Genomic DNA, 22,914 nt, shown 5'->3' on the forward strand with positions numbered 1-22,914 from the left:
CTTGTTGTTTTCCTGTCCCCGGGCGCTTCTAATCCGGCGCCCTTCCGTCTGTTAGACGCCATGCGCCCGCATGTCGGAGCGATCGCGTGACATCGGCCGGCAAGCCCATCGGGATGACGCGCCTGGCTGACTCATCATCGTCAGGGTCCAGAGCGAATGATTGAGCCCTCGCGGATACCATCAACATTCACCGAAAGACGCTTGATCTTGTCGTACAATGTCTGCTTTGGGATGCCCAGGAGAGCCGCAGTTGCCTGGACGTCGCCCTGCTTGCGCCGCAGCCCGTCCTCGATGATAGATCGCTCGATGTTCTCCAACTGTCGAGGCAACGACACATCCGATGTGCCAAAGCCGGATTTGTTGATCGCCCTGCTATCGAGAACGCCAAGCACAAACCGATCGGCGACGTTGCGAAGCTCCCGCACGTTTCCCGGCCACGAATAGGCCAACAGCGCGGACATGGTCTTGTCGTCCAAAATCGGCGCGTCACGCTCGAACCTTCGGGCGGCATCCAGCGTGAAATGCTCGAACAGCAACGGAATATCCTCGCGCCGCTCCCGAAGCGGCGGCAGCTCGATAAAGGCGACGCCCAGGCGGTAGTAGAGGTCGGCGCGAAAAACCTTCTTGTCGCTCAACTCGAGCAGGTTCACCTTGCTCGCCGCTACCACGCGGCAATCCACGGCGATCGGCTTGTTCGAGCCGACGCGCTCGATAGATCGATCCTGCAGCGATCTTAACAGCTTCACCTGCACGCTCAGCGGCATGCTTTCGATTTCGTCGAGGAACAGCGTTCCGCCATTCGCGTATTCGATCTTTCCGATCCTCTGACGCGTAGCGCCGGTGAATGCGCCTACCTCGTGGCCGAACAGCTCGCTCTCGACCAGCGACTCGGGCAGCCCCCCGCAGTTAACCGGGACGTAGTGTCCGCCCCGTCGCGCGCTGTGATTGTGCAGGCAGCGCGCGACGACATCCTTGCCGGTTCCGGTCTCGCCATAGATCGTGACGTCAACATTGGTCGAAGCCAGCGTGGAGACCAGCCTGCGCACTTCCTGGATCTGCGGCGATCGGCCCAGCAGGCTTGCCTCGATGCCCTGGCGATCCGCCAAGGCGGATCTCAGCGAACGGACTTCGAGGGTCAGCCGTCTCTTTTCGACTGCCCTACGCACAACAGAAACTAGTTGTTCGGAAGAGCATGGCTTCTCGATGAAGTCGTAGGCGCCGTTACGCATCGCCTGTACGGCCATCGAAATGTCGCCGTGCCCGGTGATCAGGATCACCGGCAAATCCTGATCCAGCCGGCGCAGATCCGATAGCCACTCAAGTCCGCTCTTGCCGCGTAGGCGCACGTCGCAGACCACGACGAACGGCATTTCGGAGCGCAGAGCTCCATCGGCGGCTTCGACTGAGACAAAGCCCGAAACCGAAAATCCCGCAAGCTCGAGGGCTTGAACGCCGCCGATCCGGACATCGTCATCGTCCTCGACGTAGATCACGCCGATTGATTGGTCATCGCCCATGCGAAGCCCCTGCTACGTCGGCTAGTGGAAGGATCACAATGAATTCGGCTCCGGATGGCCCGAGGTTTCGCGCGCGCAATTCGCCGCCGAAAGAGCGCGCGATGTGGTTGGAGAGCATCAGTCCAAGGCCGAGCCCTTTTCCTGCAGGCTTGGTCGTCACAAAGGGCTCGAACATGCGCTGGAGAACATCGGGCGCAATTGCCGGACCGCTGTTGCTGATGGCGATGCGGCAACGGGCGGGCTGTCCGTCTTCTCGCCTCGCCCGGATCTGGATGGACTTCTGGTCTACGCTCTCCACCGCGTCCAGCGCATTCGCCACGATGTTGCACAACAGTTGCTCAAGTCGCGCCTGATCGGCGAGCACGCAGAGATTCGCCTCGATGTCCGTCACAACATCGACTCCTCCCTCTTTGACACGCCCGGCCAGTATCTTGAGGCATTCAGCCAGCGCATGTTCGACGGAGACCGTATCGAGCGGGCTGCTCGACTTGTAGGCGAAGACCCGCAGCTGGCTGGTCAAGCGCCCGAGCCGACGCACCAATTCGCCAATCCGGGTGAGATTGCCACGGGCATCGCCGATGGAACCGCGGTCGACGTACGAGATCGCGTTGTCAGCGGCAGTCTGCAGGGCCGCCAATGGCTGGTTCAATTCATGCACGATGCCGGCGGACATCTGGCCGAGCGCAGCCAGCTTGCCGGCATGGACAAGTTCATCCTGTGCAGCCCGCAGTTCGGCGGTTCTCTCCAGCACCCTGGTCTCAAGCATGTCGTGCGCGGCCTGCAACGCAGCCTGATTGGCCAGGCGTTGCCTGATCTCTCTCCGGCGTTGCAGCACGAGCCCAGTTGCCAGCAACGCAACCATGGAGGCGAGGCCCGACATCGCACCGATGACCAGCGCGGTCTGCCGTATCGGCGCCTCGTCGTCGAGAAGGACGAGCTTCCAGAGACCTCGGTTAGTTGGAAGCTCGCTGACCGCATAAGCGGTTCCGCTCTCGGTCGTGACACGCGCGCCGCCTTTGGATTGCGCGACCACGGTCCATCCGAACGGCGTCAGGTCGTGGTTGCCGTAAGGTTTGGATCGAGAAATGTCATCACGCATCTGAACCGACAGCGGCGCCATTGGCCGATAGCGCCACTCGTCACGGGAGGCGAGTATAGGGACCTGACGCTCGTCGAGCAGAAGAATGTCGCCTTCAGCATTGCGCCACTCACGCTCGAACGAATCCAGATTGACCTTGACTGTGGCGACCCCGCGGGTCGCCCCGCCATCCTTTAGGGCATAAGAAAGATAATAGCCGGCGCGCGCGCTTGTAATACCGATACCGAAGAACGCCCCTCGGCCGCTGGCGAGAGCTTCGCTCACATATGGGCGGTACGAAAGGTTTCGGCCAACCGGCGTGCCTGGCTGCTCGAAATCGGCCGCCGCCAAGGCGTCGCCCGAAACACCTAAAACGTAAAGGTTGTCGGCTCCTGCAAGCAGGTTGATCGATTTCAAGTACAGGCTGACCGATTGCTGCAGCGCGGCATCTTGGGGAGTGCCGAGCAATTGGAAGACGCTCGGAGACGTCTCCAGCAATGACGGCAAATATTCAAATCTTGAGAGATGACCGTCGAGCCTGGCTGCTTCCATGGCCAGCCGCTGCTGAGCGGCAGAGTGCAAATGGTCCAGTCCACGCTGGAAAGACACTGCATATCCGACCCACGAAGCGGCCACGACCAGCGCGAGGGCGGCTGTTCCGCGAACAAGCCAACGCGTGGACTTGGGTGTCGCCGACCTGACTTCGGGCTTCCCCTTGACGTCCACCAGGGATGGAAGGTCCGTCATGCTGTGAACCAAAACAAATCCGGGGAGTGTCGGCTACAACAGACGACCACTCAGGCATAGTCCAACTCTATGGTTTTGCCCCGGAATACGCGATAGGAAAATCCGGTGTAGGCGATGATGACCGGCAGCGTGACACAAACCCCGACCAGGATGATCTTGAGCGAGTCGGGGCTGCTGGCGGCCTGCCAGACGGTAAGCCTGTCGATCACCACGAAGGGATAGATGCTGTAGCTGAGGCCGAGGAAACTCAGGAAGAAGACGAACACCAGCAATGCGAAGGGTAGCCAGCACAGGCTACCGCGCACGGCCGGCGACCCGAGCAGGAGGCGCGCCGTCAGCAGCGCAATGCCCGTCGTGATCGGGATCGACGCCACCGCAATCATCGCCGGCAGGGTGAACCACCTGACGCGAACGGTCTCGCTGATCCACGGTGTTGCCATCGAAATCAGGATCAGACCCAGCACCATGGGCGGCCAGGCGATCTTGCTCCATTGGATCGCCTTGTCCTGGAGCTGCCCATCTGTCTTCATCACCAGCCATGTGGCACCGAGCAGCGCGTAGGCCATCGGCAGCGCCACCGCGATTGCACCGGCAAAGATCGGATAATTCCAGCCCTCGCCGAAGCCGCTGATGTACCGGCCAAGCATCCAGCCCTGACACACCGACGCAAGCATTGAGCCCGCGATGAACAGGCGGTCCCACATCGCCTTGCGGTCGGCCTTTGCCTTGACCCTGAAATCAAAGGCGGCGCCGCGCAGGATCAGGCCAACCAGCATGAGCGCGGTCGGCAGATACAGTTCCGACAGCACCAGCCCATGCGCCTTCGGAAAGGCAACCAAAAGAAGGCCGACGCCGAGCACCAGCCAGGTTTCATTGGCGTCCCAGAACGGGCCGATGGAGGCGATCATGGTATCTCGCTCGTCAGGCGTCGCTCGATGCATCAACATGCCGACCCCAAGGTCGTATCCGTCGCTCACGACGTAGACGAGCAGCGAGACGCCCATCAGCCCGATGAAGATCAGCGGAAGCAGTTCGTCGAAAGACATCGAGGTCATGCGAACTCTCCCTCGCGCTGATACTGGCGCGGGCCGCCAGCGAGGTCCTCCGAACCGATCACGCCCTTCGGTTTGTCCGCCGTCTCCGCCATGTATTTCAGAACGCCGACATAGGCGACGAGCAAGGCGACATAGAGCGCAATATAGATACCGAGCGTCAGGGCAATGCTCGACGACGGGACACGCGAGGCGACGTCGCTCGTTCGAATGAGGCCGGAAACGATGAAGGGTTGGCGTCCGATCTCCGTGACGTACCATCCGGCAATGGTCGCGACCCAGCCGGCAAAGGTCATCACGGCGAACAACTTGAGCATGGGCCGCGGCATCCGGCCAAAATCCCAGCCATCTCGCCAATGTCTCCACAGGCCGATCCAGCTCACCAGCAGCATCAGGATGCCGATCCCCACCATGATCCGGAAGCACCAGAACACCGGAAAGACCGGCGGATGGGCCGATGGAAACTCGTTCAGTCCCTTGACTTCGCCGTCAGCGTCGTGCCGGAGGATCAGGCTCGCGAGTTTTGGTATGGCCAGCTCGAAACGATTTGATCTCGTTACGTCGTCCGGGATCGCGAACAGGAGAAGCGGCGCTCCCCGCGTTGTTTCCCAGACACCTTCCATCGCTGCGATCTTCTGCGGCTGATATTTAAGTGTATTGAGCCCATGAAGGTCGCCGGCCACCATCTGTGCGGGCGTGGCCAGGGCAGCGAAAACGAGCCCGGTCCGCAGCACGCGTGATGCGCTCTCCGTCGCGATGCCCTTCAGAAGTTGCCAGCCGCTGATCCCGATGAGCAGGAACGCGCAGGTCAGCGCGGACGCAAGCACCATGTGGACCAGGCGATACGGGAAGGACGGATTGAAGATGATTTCCAGCCAGTTCCTGGCGTGAAACTGGCCATCGATGATTTCGTATCCCGCCGGCGTCTGCATCCAGGAATTTAGGGCAAGGATCCAGAACGCGCTCAGCAGCGTACCGAGGGCGACCAGAAAGGTCGATCCGAGGTGAACCATCTCGCCGACGCGGCGGTGGCCGAACAGCATCACGCCGAGAAAACCCGCTTCCAGAAAGAATGCGGTCAGCACTTCATAGCCGAGCAATGGGCCGGCGATATTCCCGACGCGCTCCATGTAGCCCGGCCAGTTGGTGCCGAACTGAAAACTCATGGTGACGCCGCTGACGACCCCGAGCGCAAACGTCAGGGCGAATACTTTTGTCCAAAGCCGGTAGGCACGCAGCCAATCCAGCTTCTGCTGCAGATCGGTCGCGCGCAGGTGCTTCAGGCGAAAAAACAGCAGAACCCACCCCAACGCGATCGAAATCGAGGGGAACAGAATGTGGAACGTGATATTGGCGGCGAACTGGATACGCGCAAGAAACACAACGTCCATCAGCATCCCCTCCGGGTTCGGCGCAGCACCTTCGCATCACTCAAGCTTGCATCGACCGGCACGGCATCCCTCCCCGCGACCCGATATCAATGAAGCTTCACATGCGGCTCGGTGCGCCGGGTGATCAGGCGTGCCAGCGTGTCGAGCGCAACCTTCACCGAACCGTGCAGCGCGTGTTCGTGCATCTTGTAGAGAGACAGGTACATCATCCTTGCGAAGATGCCCGCGAACACCAGGTTGCCGCCCACCAGCGCTCCCATCATCGAACCGACGGTGCTGAATTCGCCGAGCGACACCAGAGAGCCGAAGTCTCTATACTTGTAGTCCTTGATCGGCTCGCCTTGCAGATAGCGCGGAATCTGGGAATAAAGATGCGAGGCCTGCTGGTGGGCCGCCTGCGCGCGCGGCGGCACGTTGCCGCGCTCGCCCCATGAGCAGGCAGCGCAGTCGCCGATTGCAAAGATGCCGTCGTCGTGCGTCGTTTGCAGCGTTGGCCGAACGACGAGCTGATTGATGCGGTTGGTTTCGAGGCCGGCGATATCTTTCAGGAAATCGGGCGCCTTCACTCCTGCAGCCCAGACGATCAATTCGGCGGGGATCGTCCGGCCGTCCGTCAGGTTCACACGGTCGGAGCCGATCTCGGAAACCTTGGCGCCGAGCAGCAGATCGACGCCTAGCCTGCCGAGCAGCTTCTCCGTCTCTTTCGACACCCGCTCGGGCAGTGCGGGAAGCACCCGGTCGGCGGCTTCGATCAGCGTGATCCTGATGTCCTTCTGAGGATCGACCTGATCAAGGCCATACGCCACCACTTCACGCGTCGTTCTGTGGAGCTCGGCCGCAAGTTCGACGCCCGTCGCACCGGCCCCGATGATCGCGACCTTCAGCTGGTGCGCACCCAAGGGCGACGATTGGGCATGCGCGCGGATGCAGGCATTGACCATTCGTTCGTGGAACCGCCTCGCGTCCGCCTGCGATTCAAGCTTGATCGCGTGGTCCGCGACGCCGGGCGTGCCAAAGTCGTTGTTCTGGCTGCCGACGGCGACGACCAGCACGTCATAATCAAAGGTCCGCTTCGGTGTAACTTCGCGACCTTCGGTGTCAAAATACGGCGCCACCTGCACCTGACGGCGGTCGCGATCGATCCCGATCATGTCGCCGATACGGTAGCGGAAGCCGTGCCAGTAGGACTGCGCGAGGTAGTCGACCTCGTGGGCGGAGATGTCCATGCTGCCGGCGGCAATCTCGTGCAGCTTTGGCTTCCACACATGCGTGCGGTTGCGTTCGATCAGCGTGATATCGAGCTTGCCCTTGCGCCCGTATTTGTCCCCCAGGCGGGTCGCAAGCTCCAGTCCGCCGGCTCCGCCGCCGACGATGACGATCCGGGGCTTTCCCAAACGCGGCTTACCCATGATGGCCTCGACCGATCGAGTTCACTACCCGCCCAAATGCGCCTCCCGATCAGGCTCGATCGGAGACTGCGTCTGCGACCGCGACAGCCGCCATGTTCACGATCCGCCGCACAGTGGACGATGGCGTGAGAATGTGGGCCGGCTTTGCTGCTCCGAGCAGGATGCCGCCAACCGTCAGCCCCTGGCCCGCCGCCATCCTGAGCAGATTGTAGGAGATATTGGCGGCGTCGAGATTGGGCATCACCAGCACGTTCGCAGGTCCCTCGAAACCAGAATCCGGAAACTCGTGGTGGAGCACGGACGGCGAAAGCGCCGCGTCTCCGCGCATCTCGCCCTCTAAGACTAAATCGGGCGATCGCTCGCGAATGATTGTCCGCGCCTCCCGCATCTTGTTCGCTTCCGGCGCAGCCGAGCTGCCGAAGCTCGAATGCGACAACAACGCCACCCTCGGCGTAATGCCAAACCGCCTGACCTCCGCCGCCGCCAGCAAGGCGATGTCGGCGACCTGCTCGGCGGTCGGATTAAGGTGGCAATGAGTGTCACAAATGAAAAGCTGATGCTGTTGCAGAATGAGCATCTGCATCACGGCAAGGGTCCGCGCATCATCGCGGGTGCCGATCACATTGCGGATGGCGGTCAGATGGTCGGATGTCCTGCCGATGACACCGCACAACATCGCATCGCCAACTCCCCTTGCAAGAAGGAGCGAGGCGAGCACGGTCGCATTGCTTCGGGTCTCCGAGAGAGCGAGACCAGCCGATACGCCGTCGCGCTTTCTGCGCGCGTGGTACACTTCCGCGCATTTGGAGTAGATCTCCGCATCATGCGGATCGATGATGTCACAGTCCATGCCCGGCCTCAGCCGGAGATCGAACGACTTGATCCGCTCCTCGATCGTTGACGGCCGGCCAACCAGCAAGGGCCGCGCGATCCTCTCGTCAACGACCACCTGGGCAGCGCGCAGCACGCGCTCGTCCTCGCCCTCCGCCAGAAGCAGCGACTTGCCGCTTCCCTTCGCCACCGAGAAGACCGGCTGCATCGCGTTGCCGGACTGATAGACGAAACGGCTGAGCTGCTGGCGATAGGCTTCCATGTCAGCGATCGGACGCTTGGCGACTCCGCTGTTGGCCGCAGCCTTGGCCACTGCCGGCGCGACGACCTCGATGAGCCGCGGGTCGAGCGGCTTTGGAATGAGATAGTCGCGGCCGAATCGAAGCTTCTCCCCCTTATACGCAGCGGCCACCACCTCGGGCACTTCCGTCATGGCCAGATCCGCCAGCGCACGGACGGTGGCAAGCTTCATTTCCTCGTTGATCGTTGTCGCTCCGCAGTCGAGCGCACCCCGGAAGATGAACGGAAAACACAGCACGTTATTGATCTGGTTGGGGTAGTCCGAACGCCCCGTGCCGATGATCGCATCCGGACGAACCGCCAGCGCTTCTTCGGGCATGATCTCCGGGATCGGGTTGGCCATGGCGAAGATCAGGGGATCTCGCGCCATCTTCTTGACCATGTCGGGCGTCAGCACATTGCCGGCCGACAAGCCGAGGAAGATATCCGCGTCCTGAATGATCTCGTCCAGCTTTCGCGCATCCGTTTTCACCGCATAGCGCGCCTTGTTGTCGTCCATACCCTCGGTGCGGCCCGCATAGACGACGCCTTTTGCGTCGGTCACGATGATACGGTCGTGCCGCAGGCCAAGGCTGACAATGAGATCAAGACAGGCCAGCGCCGCTGCGCCGGCGCCGGAGCAGACCAGCTTGACCTCGGCAATGTCCTTCTTGACCAGCTTCAGGCCGTTCAGGATTGCCGCGGCGGCGATAATCGCGGTGCCGTGCTGGTCGTCGTGAAACACCGGAATCTTCATTCGGGTGCGGAGCTTCTGCTCGATGTAGAAGCATTCCGGCGCCTTGATGTCCTCCAGGTTGATGCCGCCGAAGGTCGGCTCCATCCTGGCGATGGTCTCGATCAGGGCGTCAGGATCCTCTTCGGCAAGTTCGATGTCGAATACGTCGATTCCGGCGAACTTCTTGAACAGGCACGCCTTGCCTTCCATCACCGGCTTGCCGGCCAGCGCGCCGATATTGCCGAGACCAAGCACGGCGGTGCCGTTGGTGACGACAGCCACGAGATTGCTGCGTGCGGTCAGCTCATCGGCCTGCAACGGGTCCTTGGCGATGACCAGGCAAGGCTCCGCCACGCCCGGCGAATAGGCCAGCGACAGATCGCGTTGCGTCGCCATGGCCGTGGTCGGCACCACGGAAATCTTTCCCGGCCTCGGCAGGCGGTGATATTCGAGTGCGGCTTCCCTCAGATCCTGGTTCATCGTATTCCCCGATTTTACTTCTTTGTTTGGGAGGCGGATGCAACCGCCCCTCTCCTACTCTTGTGCGGTCGGCAGGCCTCAGGCACTTCCGTCACGTGTGCGCATGCTCGCCATTCCGTCCTCGAAACGCCGGCGCAATATTTCGATCGTTTGTTTCTGCGACTCCGTCGACGCCTCGACGAGCTGGCGCATGTTGGCGATCGCTTTTTCGAACCCTTGCCTGGCGATTTCAGCGCGTCGTCCCGCAACAGATTCGTCGTTCACCTCGACAGCGATAGCCTTCATGGTCTCCTGGAACACCTCGGCTTGTCGCGCCATCAGATTTCGCCAACTGTCGTATGCCGAGCGATTGACCTCGACGAGAGCGTCGATGCACTTCTTCTCCATGTCCATCGACGGCATCATGTCGATGCCGCTGATGCGACAGGATTCGATGAGCTTGGCGAAGTCGAACTCGGCGAGGCCCCAATCAAGGTCGTTTGGCTTCGATCTGTTGTCGGACATTTCTCTCTCCTTCATTGATCGCTGCTGCGGTCTGGGGTTTGAAATTGCGATGCTTCCACTTGTCGAGCGGAGGCGATCGGTGCCGGCCGCCCCTCGGCATCCAGTGCGACGAACGTGAAGATGCCTTCGGTCACCTTGACGCGATCACCGAGCCGTCGGCGCAGCGCCCAGGCCTCGAGGCGGATCGCCACCGAGGTACGCCCGACACGCTCGGACGCCGCGTAGACGCACAAGACATCCCCGACATGCACCGGCTTGATGAAATGCATCGCCTCGATCGCCACCGTCGCAACGCGCCGTTGCGCGCGTTGACCGGCATGGATGCCGCCGGCGATGTCCATCTGGGAAAGCACCCAGCCGCCGAAGATATCGCCGCTCGGATTTGCATCCGCGGGCATGGCCAGCGTCCGTGTCGTAAGGTCCCCTCGTGGCTGGATCGACATGGCGGGGCTCAGTTCATGTGCTGGCCGCCATTGGCTGAAATCGTCGAGCCCGTGATGAAGCCGGCATCATCCGATGCCAGGAACACGACGGCTCGCGCGATCTCGTGCGGTTCGCCCAAACGGCCGACCGGGATCTGCGGCAGGATATTCTTGGCCACGACGTCCGGGTTGATCGCCTTGACCATTTCGGTCGCAATATAGCCGGGACAAATCGTGTTGACGGTGATGCCGGCGCGTGCCCCCTCCTGTGCCAGCGCCTTCACGAAGCCGATGTCTCCCGCCTTGGCGGCGGAATAATTAACCTGGCCCATCTGGCCCTTCTGGCCGTTGATCGAGGAGATGCAGATCACGCGGCCGAACTTGCGCTCGCGCATGCCTTCCCACACCGGCCGCGTCATGTTGAACAGCGAATTCAGGTTGGTGTTGATGACGCCGTACCACTGCTCCGGAGTCATCTTGTGGAACATGCCGTCCTTGGTGATGCCGGCGTTGTTGACCAGCACCTCCACCGGCCCCAGTTCGGCTTCGACCTGCTTCAATCCCGCGACGCAGGCGTCGTAGCTCGACACGTCCCATTTGTAGACGTTGATGCCGGTCTCCTTCTTGAACTTCGCCGCCGCCTCGTCATTGCCGGCATAGCTCGCAGCCACCTTGTAGCCGGCCGCCTTGAGCCCAACCGAGATTGCCTCACCTATGCCGCGCGTACCGCCGGTAACCACCGCAACCCTGGACATCGTTCCCTCCTGATCCTAATCGGTTCGTGTTGTATTCGCCGGCTCTTGCGAGCCTCGGTCCTTCGCGGACGGCTGGTGCCATCCGCGTTTGCTTTGTTTGGAGCCCGTAAAACGGCTGCCGGCCTAGCGCTCGACTGTCAGGGCGACACCCATGCCGCCGCCGATGCACAGCGTCGCAAGGCCCTTCTTCGCATCACGCTTCTGCATCTCGAACAGAAGCGTCGTCAGAACGCGTGCGCCGGACGCACCGATCGGATGGCCGATGGCGATGGCGCCACCGTTCACATTCACGATCGCGGGATCCCAGCCCATGTCCTTGTTGACGGCGATTGCCTGCGCCGCAAAGGCCTCGTTGGCCTCGACGAGATCGAGATCCCTTACTTTCCAGCCGGCCTTTTCAAGCGCCTTGCGCGAAGCCGGGATTGGCCCCGACCCCATCACCGCTGGATCGACGCCAGCCGTCGCCCAGGAGACAATCTTTGCCAGCGGCGTGAGCCCGCGCTTTTTGGCTTCGTCAGCGCTCATCAGCACCAGCGCAGCCGCACCGTCGTTCAAACCGGACGCATTGCCCGCGGTCACCGAGCCTTCCTTGTTGAAGGCGGGCTTCAGCTTCGCGAGCGCGTCGAGCGTTGTGCCCGCGCGGATATACTCATCCTGGTCGACGACGACGTCGCCCTTTCTGGTTTTGACAGTGACGGAAACGATCTCGTCCTTGAACCTACCGGCCTTCTGCGCATCTTCGGCCTTGTTCTGCGAGCTGGTGGCGAACGCGTCCTGCTCCTCACGAGATATCTGCCACTTGGTGGCAATATTCTCGGCCGTCACTCCCATGTGATAGCCGTGGAATGCATCCATCAAGCCGTCCTTCAGCATGGAGTCGACGAACTTGACGTCGCCCATCTTGGTGCCGCCCCGCATGTGCGACAGATGCGGCGCCATCGACATCGACTCCATGCCGCCGGCGACGATGACCTTGGCATCGCCGTTGGCAATCTGCTGCAAGCCGAGCGCGACCGAGCGCAGGCCCGAACCGCAAAGCTGGTTCATGCCCCACGCGGTCTTCTCCTGCGGAATGCCGGCCGCCATGGCGGCCTGCCGAGCGGGATTCTGTCCCTCGCCGCCGGCCAGCACCTGGCCGAGGATCACTTCATCGACTTCTGCCGGCGAGACCTTGGCACGTTCGAGCGCTCCCTTGATCGCCACGGCCCCGAGTTCGTGGGCAGACAGCGACCCAAACGCTCCGTTGAAGGAGCCAACCGGCGTTCGCGCGGCAGACACAATTACCACTTCAGTCATGATCAACTCCTCGTTCAGCGTTCCCTGCACTTCGGTTTTCAACGTCAAGCAATGACTGGACGGGGCGCGCCCGCCTCGATCTCGTCATCCGCAATCTTCACTGACTCCGGATCATCAGCTTCGACATCGCTCTCCTGGTTCAGACGCCGATGAAGCATTTTTTCATCGAGCGCCCCTTCCCATTTGGCGACGACGACTGTCGCAACGCCATTTCCGATGAGGTTGGTGAGCGCGCGCGCCTCCGACATGAAGCGGTCAATGCCAAGGATCAAGGCGATGCTCGCGACCGGAATCGTCCCGACGGATGCAAGTGTTGCGGCCAGAACGATGAAGCCGGATCCCGTGACGCCGGCGGCGCCCTTGGATGTCAGAAGCAGAACGCCAATGATGCCGAGCTCTTGCCAGATCGTCAGGGGCGTGTTGGTCGCCTGCGCCAGAAAGATCGCGGCCATTGTCAGGTAAATACAGGTGCCATCGAGGTTGAACGAGTAGCCGGTAGGAATGACCAGACCGACGACCGACTTTTCGCAGCCAAGATTTTCAGTCTTGGCGATCATGCGCGGCAGCACTGATTCCGACGACGAAGTGCCGAGCACGATCAAAAGTTCTTCCTTGATGTAACGGATGAACTTGAAGATCGAAAAGCCGCTAAGGGCAGCAACGGCGCCGAGCACGGCGAAGACGAACAACAAGCACGTGACGTAAAACGCCAGCATGAAGTTGGCCAGCGAAACCAGCGTCGCCACGCCATACTTGCCGATCGTGAACGCCATTGCGCCGAACGCACCGATCGGCGCAACTTTCATGATGTAGCCTACGATCCTGAAGAACACGTGGCTCACGACATCAATCAGCCGCAGCACGCCCTCACCGTGCTGACCGAGAGCTTGCAAACCAAATGCAAACAGGATTGCAAAGAACAACACCTGCAAGATTTCACCTTGGGCAAAAGCGCCGACGACCGTCGACGGAATAATGTCCATCAGGAACTGGACCGTGCCCTGCTCCTTCGCTTTTGCGGTGAAGGCCGCGATCGATTTTGTGTCGACGGTCGACAGGTCGACGTTCATGCCGGCGCCGGGCTTCCACAGATTGATAACGATAAGTCCGATTATCAGCGCAGCCGTCGTCAGCACTTCGAAATAGATCAATGCCTTCAAACCAACGCGTCCAACCTTCTTCATGTCGCGCATGCTGGCAATACCGTGCACAACCGTGAAGAAGATGATGGGGGCGATGATCATCTTGATGCATTTGATGAACGCATCGCCGAGCGGCTTCATCTGCTCGCCAAGATGAGGATAAAAATGGCCAAGCAATATGCCGCATGTGATTGCAGCCAGAACCTGCACATAGAGGTGCTGATACCATTTTACGGAATGGTGACCGTCCGTCATTGCTGCTGCTGTTTCCATGCCTCATTCCTTCTCAAAGATTATTTCTCAGTCCGAATGCGCAACGCCAGGCATAACCCTGCTGCGATACCAACTGACCGCGCCGCCATGCAGCGGAATGAAATTGTTGCGCGTGATGTTCGAGGGGATCGTTTCCGCCGCCGCCGGATGAAGTTCGATCATCTGCTCGTGATTGGCGAACACGGTGTTGACGATGGCTGTGACCAGATCGTCCGGTAGATCCTTGTGCGCAACGGCAAAATTGAACAGGCCGACCGTGTCGTAACGGCGCCGCAAGGTAGGATACGAACCCGCTGCGACAACGGATGCGGAGAGTTCCGGCATTGCCAGGCGCAGCGTTGCGATCTCCTGCCGCGTGAGAGGGAGGTAGCGCACCTTCGCCTTTCGCTCGATATCAATAAGGAATGGAGCCGGTACGCCGGCGCCGACCGCGAGCGCATCGATGCTTCGCGCCACCGACTTCTCCGCAAGCTCCGCCCAATCGCCGTGAACCAGGGTGGCCTCGATCTTCAGCGCCTTGAGGAACTCGGGAAAGTAGGCGGCGGTGGTGCCGCCCTCGGGCCCGACACCGATACGTTTGCCCGCGAAATCGGCAAACGATTGAATCGGCGAGTCACTGAGCACCTGAAACTGAAAGGGCGTATCGTACATCGCGAACATGGCGCGCATGTTTCGGTATTGCCGCCCGTCGGTCCAGGCAGCGTTGGCGTTCCATGCCTGCAGCGCCACGCCTTGTGTGACGAAGGCCAGTTGAATTTCACCGGCCTCAAGCAGCTTGATATTATCAACCGGGCCACCCGTCGGTCGCGCCACCACCGCGATGCCGAGTTCTCGCGAGAGCAATCGAGCCAACCCTTCGCCATAGACGTAGTAAGTGCCGCCTTCCGACGCGGTGCCGAGAGTAAGCACCTGGGGCCAATGCGCCTCCGCCGCCGACGCCAGTTTGGGCGGAAGCAGAACCAATGCGAGAAGGACAAGAACTCGCCACGCTCTTGAAACCATGACTGTCTCCAGCGTCACTTTTTCTTCTGCGGCGGAAGATCCGTGCAGTGGCCCTCGAACACCTCAGCCGCCATGCCGATAGATTCTCCAAGTGTCGGATGCGGATGGATGGTCTTGCCGATATCTGCGGGCTCGCAGCCCATCTCAATCGCAAGGCAGATCTCGCTGATGAGATCGCCGGCATGCGTCCCGACGATGCCGCCGCCGATGACGCGGTGCGTCGTCGTGTCGAACAGCAGCTTGGTAAAACCCTCGTCGCGACCATTGGCGATGGCGCGGCCGGAGGCTGCCCATGGGAAGACCGCCTTGCCGACCTTGATGCCCTCAGCCTTGCACTGCTCCTCGGTCTTGCCGGCCCAGGCGACTTCGGGATCGGTGTAGGCCACCGAAGGAATCTGCCGCGCGTCGAAGAATGATTTTTCGCCGTGCGCCACTTCGGCGGCGACATGACCTTCATGCACGGCCTTGTGCGCCAGCATCGGCTGGCCAACGATGTCGCCGATCGCGAAGATGTGCGCCACGTTGGTGCGCATCTGCTTGTCGACGTCGATGAAACCTCGCTCGTCCACGGCGACTCCCGCCTTCTCGGCGCCGATCTTCTTGCCATTTGGGCTTCGGCCGACCGACACGAGAACGAGGTCATAGACCTGCGGCTCGGCGGGCGCCTGCTCGCACTCGAACCTCACCTCGATCCCGGCCTCGGTTGCTTTCGCGCCCGCCGTCCTGGTCTTCAGCATGACTTTCTCGAAGCGGCCCGCGTTCGCCTTCTCCCAGACCTTGACCAGATCGCGGTCGGCCCCCTGCATCAGGCCGTCGAGCATCTCGACCACATCTATCCGGGCACCAAGGGTCGAATAGACCGTCGCCATTTCGAGCCCGATGATGCCTCCACCGATGACCAGCATGCGCTTGGGGATGGACTTGAGCTGCAGTGCGCCGGTCGAATCGACGATACGCGGGTCATCGGGCAGGAATGGGAGTTTCACGGCCTGGCTGCCGGCGGCAATGATGGCGTTGGCGAACTTGATCGTCTTCTTGCCGCCTGACGAGATGACTTCGAGATGATGCGGGTCGAGGAAGGTACCGACACCGGTCACGACTTCGACCTTGCGGGCCTTTGCCATGCCGGCAAGGCCACCCGTCAGCTTCTTGATGACGCCGTCTTTGAATCCGCGGAGCTTGCCAAGGTCGATCTGCGGCGCGCCAAAGGAAATGCCGTGGTCAGGGAGGTGCCTGACCTCGTCGATCACGGATGCCGTATGCAACAGCGCCTTGCTCGGGATACAGCCGACATTGAGACACACCCCTCCGAGCGTATCGTAACGCTCGACCAGCACGGTCTGCATGCCGAGATCGGCGGCGCGGAAGGCGGCCGAGTAGCCGCCGGGACCGGCGCCCAGCACCAGCATGTCGCATTCGATATCCGCCTTGCCGGAATAAGACGCCGCAGATGGCGTTGCTGACGGCAGAGCGGCGGCAGTCGGCTGCACCGCGGGCGCGGCCTTGGGCGCAGCAGCGGCGCCTGTGGCCTCCAGCACGAGAATGGTCGACCCCTCGCTTACCTTGTCGTCGATCTTGACCCTGACCTCCTTCACGACGCCGTCGTGCGAGGATGGAATCTCCATCGACGCCTTGTCGGATTCGACCATGATGAGACTGGTGTCGACCGCGACGGTCTCGCCAGGCTTCACCATGACCTCGATCACGGCAACGTCCTTGAAATCACCGATATCCGGGACCTTCACTTCGATCTGCTGAGCCATGCTGCTTCCCCCCGATCTCAGAACAGCACGCGCCGCAGATCGGCGAGCACGCTGGCGAAGTAGACGTTGAAGCGCGCCGCCGCGGCGCCATCGATGACGCGGTGATCCCAGGACAGCGACAGCGGTAGCGTCAGCCGCCAGTCCGATGTCTTGCCGTCGGAGGAGTGCTGCTTCCAGTACCCCTTGCAGACGCCCATGATCGCAACTTCGGGCGCGTTGATGATCGGCGTGAAATAGATGCCGCCGATACCGCCGAGCGAGGAGATCGAGAACGTGCCGCCCTGCATCTGGTCGGGCTTGATCTTGCCTTCGCGCGCGAGCTTGGCGAGGGCGTTCATCTCCTTGGCGATTTCCGGCACCGATTTCTTGTCGGCATCGCGGATGACAGGCACCATCAGGCCGTTCGGCGTGTCCGCGGCAAAGCCGATGTGCCAGTAGTTCTTGTAGACGAGCGCGTCGCCATCGAGGCTGGCATTGAATTCCGGGAATTTTTGCAGCGTCGCTACCGCGGCTTTGACCATGAACGGCAGGAGCGAGAGTTTTACGCCGCTCTTCTCAAGCTCCTTGTTCATCTTCACCCGAAACTGCTCGAGCTCGGTGATGTCAGCCTCGTCGTGGGTCGTGACGTGCGGGATGACGACCCAGTTGCGGTGAAGATTGGCCGCGGAAATCTTCTTGATGCGGCCGAGCTCCTTGCGCTCGACCGGTCCGAATTTGGCGAAATCAATCTTCGGCCAGGGCAGAAGGTCGATGCCGCCAACGCCGCCTCCGCTTGCGGCTGCTGCTTGCGGCCTGGCAGAGGGTGCCTCGCCTTTGCCGAAGGCCTCGACGTCTTCACGCAGAATACGGCCGTGATTCCCCGAGCCCTTGACCTTGCCGAGATCGACACCCAGTTCACGCGCCAGCTTGCGCACGGCCGGACCGGCATAGGCGAGCGCGAAGCTTTTTTCGTCAAGGCCGCCGACCACCGCCGTTCCTGCGGCGGTGGCCGGCGAGGACGCAGGCAGCGACACGGGAGGGATGTCGGCCTGCAGAGGTGCCGCCCCGGTTGCGAGCGATAGGATGATCGAGCCTTCGCTGACCTTGTCACCGGTCTTGACCTTGATCTCGCGCACGGTGCCCGCGAGCGGCGCCGGCACTTCCATCGTCGCCTTGTCCGACTCGAGCGCGATCAGCGGATCCTCCGCCTTCACGCTGTCGCCGGGCTTCACGAATATCTCGATGACGGGAACATCCTTGAAGTCGCCGATATCGGGAACTCGGACTTCCGCGACACCCGCTGGTGCGCTGACAGGCGACGGCGGAGCGCTGACGACCGGGCGCGCCTCGGCCTGCTCCGCGCCCGCACCCACGAACTGCACGATCACGGTACCTTCGCTGACCTTGTCGCCAACTTTCACGACCACCGACCTCACCACGCCTTCGCGAGGCGACGGCACCTCCATGGTCGCCTTGTCGGACTCCAGCGCGACCAGCGGATCTTCGGCCTTCACCTTGTCGCCGGGCTTGACGAAGACCTCGATCACGGGGACGTCCTTGAAGTCACCAATGTCGGGCACCTTGATATCGATCAGACCACTCATCGCTCTGTCCTCGGCTCCGCTCACACGGTCCAGGGCGCAGCACGCCCGGAGTCGATTTGATATTTGGCGATGGCCTCGGCCACGAGCGCCGGCTTGATCGCGCCATCGTCGGCAAGCGCCTTGAGCGCCGCGACGGCGACGTAATGCCGGTCGACCTCGAAGAATTTTCGGAGCTTCACGCGATAGTCGCTGCGGCCAAAACCGTCCGTGCCCAGCACGACGTAGCGACGGCCGGCGGCCTGTACGTATTCCCGGATCTGGTCGGGATAGTTGCGCATGTAGTCGGTCGACGCCACGACCGGACCGGGATGTCCCTCGAGCTGCGTCTCCACCCAACTCTTGCGGCGCGGCTCGGTCGGATGCAGCAGATTCCAGCGCTCCGCGGCCATGCCGTCACGGCGCAGTTCGTTGAAGCTGGTCGCGCTCCAGACGTCGGCGGTGACGCCGAAATCGGCCTTGAGCAGGTCGGCGGCCGCGATCACCTCGCGCAGGATCGTGCCCGAGCCGACGAGCTGGACGCGAAGTCCCTTCTTCGGCGTCTCTCCGCCAGTCTTCAGGAGATACAGCCCCTTGAGAATTCCCTCCTCCGCGCCCTTGCCTGCCTCGGCGAGCGAGGGATGCGGATAGTTCTCGTTCATCAGGGTGATGTAGTAGTAAACGTCCTCCTGCGCCTCATACATGCGGCGCATGCCTTCGCGCACGATCGTAACGACCTCATAGGCAAAAGTCGGATCGTAGGAGATGCAGTTCGGGATGGTGCCGGCAAGCACGTGGCTGTGGCCGTCCTCATGCTGCAAGCCTTCGCCGTTGAGCGTGGTGCGGCCGGCGGTGCCGCCGAGCAGGAATCCGCGGGCACGCATGTCGCCCGCGAGCCAGGCGAGGTCACCAACGCGCTGCAGACCGAACATTGAGTAGTAGATATAGAACGGGATCATCGGCACGTTGTTCGTGCTGTAGGACGTCGCGGCAACGATCCAGCTCGACATCGCGCCGCCTTCGTTGATGCCCTCCTGCAAAACCTGCCCGCTCTTGTCCTCGCGGTAATACATGAGCTGATCGGCGTCCTGCGGCCGGTAGAGCTGGCCGACCGACGAATAGATACCGAGCTGGCGGAACATGCCCTCCATACCGAAGGTACGGGATTCGTCCGGCACGATCGGCACGATGTGCTTGCCGATCGCCTTGTCGCGCACGAGGGTGCCGAGCATCTGCACGAACGCCATCGTGGTCGAGATTTCGCGGTCGCCCGTAGAGTCGAGCAGCCGCTGGAACGTCGACAGCGGCGGAATTTGCAGGGACACGGACTTGCGCCTGCGCTGCGGCAGGCTGCCGCCGAGCCGTTCGCGCTGCGTCCGGAAATACTTCATCTCCGGACTGTCTTCCGGCAGACGGATGAAAGGGACTTTTGCAAGGTCTTCGTCGGCGACAGGGACCTGGAAGCGATCGCGAAAGCCGCGCAGCGCGTCCTGCGTCATCTTCTTCGCCTGATGCGCGATCATCTGGCCTTCGCCGGACTCGCCCATGCCGTAGCCCTTGACGGTCTTCGGCAGGATGACCGTCGGCTGGCCCTTGTGCTTCACCGCCGCCGCATAAGCCGCAAACACCTTCTCCGGATCGTGGCCGCCGCGCGCGAGCTTCCAGATCTCGTCGTCGCTCATGTCGGCGACGAGCTGCTTCAGTTCCTCGTACTTGCCGAAGAAGTGCTCGCGGATATAGGCGCCGCTCTTGCTCTTGAAATCCTGGTATTCGCCGTCGACGCACTCCTCCATGCGCTTCAGCAGCAATCCGCTCTTGTCCTTTTCGAGCAGGCGATCCCAGCCCGAGCCCCACAGCACCTTGATGACGTTCCACCCGGCACCCCGGAAAACGCTTTCGAGCTCCTGAACGATCTTGCCATTGCCGCGAACGGGCCCGTCGAGCCGCTGGAGGTTGCAGTTGATGACGAAGATCAGATTGTCGAGATTTTCGCGTCCAGCGAGCGCAATCGCGCCGAGCGATTCCGGCTCGTCCGTCTCGCCGTCGCCCATGAAGGCCCAGACCTTGCGGTTCGATGTCTCGGCCAGCTTGTGGTTCTGAAGGTACTTCAGGAACCGCGCCTGATAGATCGCCAGCAGCGGTCCCAGCCCCATCGACACCGTCGGGAACTGCCAGAAGTCCGGCATGAGCCATGGGTGCGGATAGCTCGACAAGCCCCTGCCGCTGGTCTCCTGCCTGAAGCCGAGGAGTTGCTCCTCGCTCAACCGTCCCTCGAGGAAGGCGCGCGCGTAGATTCCGGGCGAGCAATGACCCTGAACAAAAATCAGATCGCCGCCATGCGCGTCCGTCGGCGCGTGCCAGAAATGGCCGAATCCGATGTCGTAGAGTGTGGCCGCTGATTGAAAGCTCGCGATATGACCGCCAAGCTCCGAGCTTTCCTTGTTGGCGCGCAGAACGATGGCGAGAGCATTCCACCGGATGATCGAGCGAAGCTTGTGCTCGATCGCGCGATCGCCCGGCAGCGCCGGCTGCTGATGCGGCGGGATCGTGTTGCAGTAGGGCGTTGTCAGCGACTGCTCTACCTGAAGCCCGCCACGGCGTGCGGCGTCGAGCATCGTATTGACGACGAACTCGGCTCGTTCATTGCCGCGATGTCCTCGGACTGCCGACAAGGCATCCAGCCACTCCCGGGTTTCCTGCGGATCCAGATCTTGCGCGTCCGCGACCTTCATTACCCTCTCCCTTTGCATGCCAAGCCGAAGTCAAGCGTCAACGCTCATTGCGTTCCGCGCACGTGCGGAAGCGCAACGCCACACAGGCGGTACCGCCTGTCGCTCTAGGTGATGAGTTGAATACTGGCTGGCATCTGAACGCTCCCTCGCATCGTTTGTTCTTGAGCTTTTGCTTCTTTTGCAGATACCCAAGCAGCATTCGTGCCAGACCACGCAATGCGCAGCCAATCGCGCACATGCCTTTCATTTTGCTTGGGATTGCCCGACACCCCGTCGAGGGGGCCGAGATGATCGGCCGGAATCTGTCTGACGCGCCGGAAACGAGCCGCAGGTTCCGCCCGAAAGATCGGACCGACCGGCGAGCGCGCTCCGGATTGCTACGCACGTTGCCGTCTTTCGACCTCGAAGGCCGAGCGCAATGGTCGACAAGTGTGGAGGTGACAATCGGGTTGACGAACTCCGTTCGGATAGCGAATGTCTGCGACCGAAAACGTTCCTGCATTTTCGTCGCGTGCGGCAGCGCGAGCGCATCCGTGCGAAGTTCACGGCGTTGGATTCTCCGAGCCGTCTTCGGCGCTCGCACACCATGAGGTCGACCAAATGACCGTTGTACTTGATCTCCTCAACAACGATCCGCGACCGAAGAGGCGGCCCGACGTGTCGCGTCACCCCGAGAAGGCAAACCGCCCCGATACGCCCATCCTAGGCAAGCCTGCATGGATTCGCGTGAAGGCGCCCGGCTCCGCCGAATGGGTCGAGACGAAGCGCATCGTGCGCGAGAACAAGCTCGTGACCGTCTGCGAAGAAGCAGGCTGCCCCAACATTGGCGAGTGCTGGAGCAAGAAGCACGCGACCTTCATGATCATGGGCGATACCTGCACGCGCGCTTGCGCGTTCTGCAATGTGCGCACCGGCCTGCCCGGCCCGCTCGACGTCGATGAGCCGGTCAAGGTCGCAGAGGCGGTAACAAAGCTCGGGCTCGAGCACGTGGTCGTTACCTCGGTCGATCGCGACGACCTTGCCGACGGAGGCGCCGCGCATTTCGCTGCGACGATTGCTGCCATCCGCGCAGCAAGCCCGGGTACGACGATCGAAATCCTGACCCCAGACTTTCTGCGCAAAGCGGGCGCACTCGAAACGGTCGTCGCAGCGAAACCCGACGTGCTCAACCATAATCTGGAGACGGTACCGTCGAAGTATCTGACAGTGCGGCCCGGTGCGCGCTACTTCCATTCGATCCGGCTACTGCAGCGCGTGAAGGAACTCGACGGAGAGATCTTCACCAAGTCCGGGATCATGGTCGGCCTTGGCGAAAGCCGGAACGAGGTGCTGCAACTGATGGACGATTTGCGTTCCGCCGACGTCGATTTCCTGACCATGGGCCAGTATCTGCAACCGACGCGCAAGCACCACGCAGTTGTAAGCTTCGTGCCACCTGACGAATTCGATGCCTATGAGAAGGTCGCCTACACCAAGGGCTTTCTGATGGTATCGGCCGCGCCGCTGACGCGCTCGTCACACCACGCGGGCGAAGACTTCCGCAGGCTGCGCGAGCGCCTGCGGCAACAAGCAGCCTCGCGGGTGGGAGCCCGGAGCAGGCCGCACGACGCCTGCGGGCACCTTCGAGGATAATGTTAAAGACATGGCTTTGTGGGAGCCGCCGGGCAACCCTGTCCGAATTGATGAAACGCTGGACCGGAGCCAGTCCTTGGTCCTGCCAGAGCCTAGCGCCAATATTTCCTCCGCGCGCGATGTGTCCGCCGATCGAAGCGATGCAGGTGCGACGGCAGAGCTACCGTCCATCGCACGCAATCGGGGAACATCGGCGTACAAAATCGTGGCGCATTGTAGCGGGGAGCGCTACCAACCACGGCAACATCTTCTCCAACCTTTATCGTGAAGTTCACGGCAAGATGCCCGCTCAGTTTTTGCGGACACGACTACTG

At 61.6% G+C, this 22,914-nt stretch carries 16 protein-coding genes; 1 reads left to right on the forward strand and 15 read right to left on the reverse strand.

The window, feature by feature from the left end; genetic code table 11:
- Nucleotides 1–140: 140 nt before the first annotated feature.
- The 15 genes from V1278_RS26600 to aceE form a co-directional block, all read right to left on the reverse strand.
- Nucleotides 141–1,517, reverse strand: coding sequence for a sigma-54-dependent transcriptional regulator (locus V1278_RS26600; protein WP_334382735.1), 1,377 nt, complete (start codon nucleotides 1,515–1,517; stop codon nucleotides 141–143).
- Nucleotides 1,507–3,204 carry a sensor histidine kinase gene (locus tag V1278_RS26605; RefSeq protein WP_334382736.1) on the reverse strand — a complete coding sequence of 566 codons (1,698 nt, stop codon included), beginning with the start codon at nucleotides 3,202–3,204 and terminating at the stop codon, nucleotides 1,507–1,509. Before V1278_RS26605 ends, V1278_RS26600 begins: the two co-directional genes overlap by 11 nt.
- A gap of 188 nt (nucleotides 3,205–3,392) precedes the next feature.
- Complete coding sequence (locus tag V1278_RS26610) at nucleotides 3,393–4,388, reverse strand: cytochrome d ubiquinol oxidase subunit II (protein WP_334384263.1); 996 nt, start codon at nucleotides 4,386–4,388, stop codon at nucleotides 3,393–3,395.
- Nucleotides 4,389–4,393: 5 nt separating this feature from the next.
- Complete coding sequence (locus tag V1278_RS26615) at nucleotides 4,394–5,785, reverse strand: cytochrome ubiquinol oxidase subunit I (RefSeq protein WP_334382737.1); 1,392 nt, start codon at nucleotides 5,783–5,785, stop codon at nucleotides 4,394–4,396.
- 86 nt (nucleotides 5,786–5,871) lie between these two features.
- Nucleotides 5,872–7,194 (reverse strand): NAD(P)/FAD-dependent oxidoreductase, encoded by a 1,323-nt coding sequence (locus V1278_RS26620; RefSeq protein ID WP_334368159.1) that lies wholly within the window; start codon nucleotides 7,192–7,194, stop codon nucleotides 5,872–5,874.
- A gap of 49 nt (nucleotides 7,195–7,243) precedes the next feature.
- Nucleotides 7,244–9,520, reverse strand: coding sequence for an NADP-dependent malic enzyme (locus V1278_RS26625; RefSeq protein ID WP_334382738.1), 2,277 nt, complete (start codon nucleotides 9,518–9,520; stop codon nucleotides 7,244–7,246).
- 78 nt (nucleotides 9,521–9,598) lie between these two features.
- The gene (phaP, locus tag V1278_RS26630; RefSeq protein WP_334368157.1) at nucleotides 9,599–10,024 is read right to left on the reverse strand and encodes a TIGR01841 family phasin; all 426 of its coding nucleotides are present in this window, start codon (nucleotides 10,022–10,024) and stop codon (nucleotides 9,599–9,601) included.
- Nucleotides 10,025–10,035: 11 nt separating this feature from the next.
- Nucleotides 10,036–10,422 (reverse strand): acyl-CoA thioesterase, encoded by a 387-nt coding sequence (locus tag V1278_RS26635; RefSeq protein WP_334382739.1) that lies wholly within the window; start codon nucleotides 10,420–10,422, stop codon nucleotides 10,036–10,038.
- Nucleotides 10,423–10,475: 53 nt separating this feature from the next.
- Nucleotides 10,476–11,201 carry an acetoacetyl-CoA reductase gene (phbB, locus tag V1278_RS26640; RefSeq protein WP_334368155.1) on the reverse strand — a complete coding sequence of 242 codons (726 nt, stop codon included), beginning with the start codon at nucleotides 11,199–11,201 and terminating at the stop codon, nucleotides 10,476–10,478.
- Nucleotides 11,202–11,324: 123 nt separating this feature from the next.
- Nucleotides 11,325–12,497: an acetyl-CoA C-acetyltransferase gene (locus V1278_RS26645; RefSeq protein WP_334368154.1), complete on the reverse strand. Its 1,173-nt coding sequence runs from the start codon at nucleotides 12,495–12,497 to the stop codon at nucleotides 11,325–11,327.
- 44 nt (nucleotides 12,498–12,541) lie between these two features.
- Nucleotides 12,542–13,912, reverse strand: coding sequence for a dicarboxylate/amino acid:cation symporter (locus V1278_RS26650; protein WP_334368153.1), 1,371 nt, complete (start codon nucleotides 13,910–13,912; stop codon nucleotides 12,542–12,544).
- Nucleotides 13,913–13,939: 27 nt separating this feature from the next.
- Nucleotides 13,940–14,914, reverse strand: coding sequence for a TAXI family TRAP transporter solute-binding subunit (locus V1278_RS26655; protein WP_334382740.1), 975 nt, complete (start codon nucleotides 14,912–14,914; stop codon nucleotides 13,940–13,942).
- 14 nt (nucleotides 14,915–14,928) lie between these two features.
- Nucleotides 14,929–16,677: a dihydrolipoyl dehydrogenase gene (gene lpdA, locus V1278_RS26660; protein ID WP_334382741.1), complete on the reverse strand. Its 1,749-nt coding sequence runs from the start codon at nucleotides 16,675–16,677 to the stop codon at nucleotides 14,929–14,931.
- 17 nt (nucleotides 16,678–16,694) lie between these two features.
- Nucleotides 16,695–18,260, reverse strand: coding sequence for a dihydrolipoyllysine-residue acetyltransferase (locus V1278_RS26665; RefSeq protein WP_334382742.1), 1,566 nt, complete (start codon nucleotides 18,258–18,260; stop codon nucleotides 16,695–16,697).
- A gap of 20 nt (nucleotides 18,261–18,280) precedes the next feature.
- Nucleotides 18,281–20,968 carry a pyruvate dehydrogenase (acetyl-transferring), homodimeric type gene (gene aceE, locus V1278_RS26670; protein ID WP_334382744.1) on the reverse strand — a complete coding sequence of 896 codons (2,688 nt, stop codon included), beginning with the start codon at nucleotides 20,966–20,968 and terminating at the stop codon, nucleotides 18,281–18,283.
- A 600-nt stretch (nucleotides 20,969–21,568) separates the two neighbouring features.
- On the opposite strand from aceE, the gene lipA reads away from it, so the two are divergent.
- Nucleotides 21,569–22,600: a lipoyl synthase gene (lipA, locus tag V1278_RS26675; protein ID WP_334382745.1), complete on the forward strand. Its 1,032-nt coding sequence runs from the start codon at nucleotides 21,569–21,571 to the stop codon at nucleotides 22,598–22,600.
- Nucleotides 22,601–22,914 lie beyond the last annotated feature (314 nt).

It is taken from the genome of Bradyrhizobium sp. AZCC 1577, from assembly GCF_036924575.1.
GTDB lineage: Bacteria > Pseudomonadota > Alphaproteobacteria > Rhizobiales > Xanthobacteraceae > Bradyrhizobium.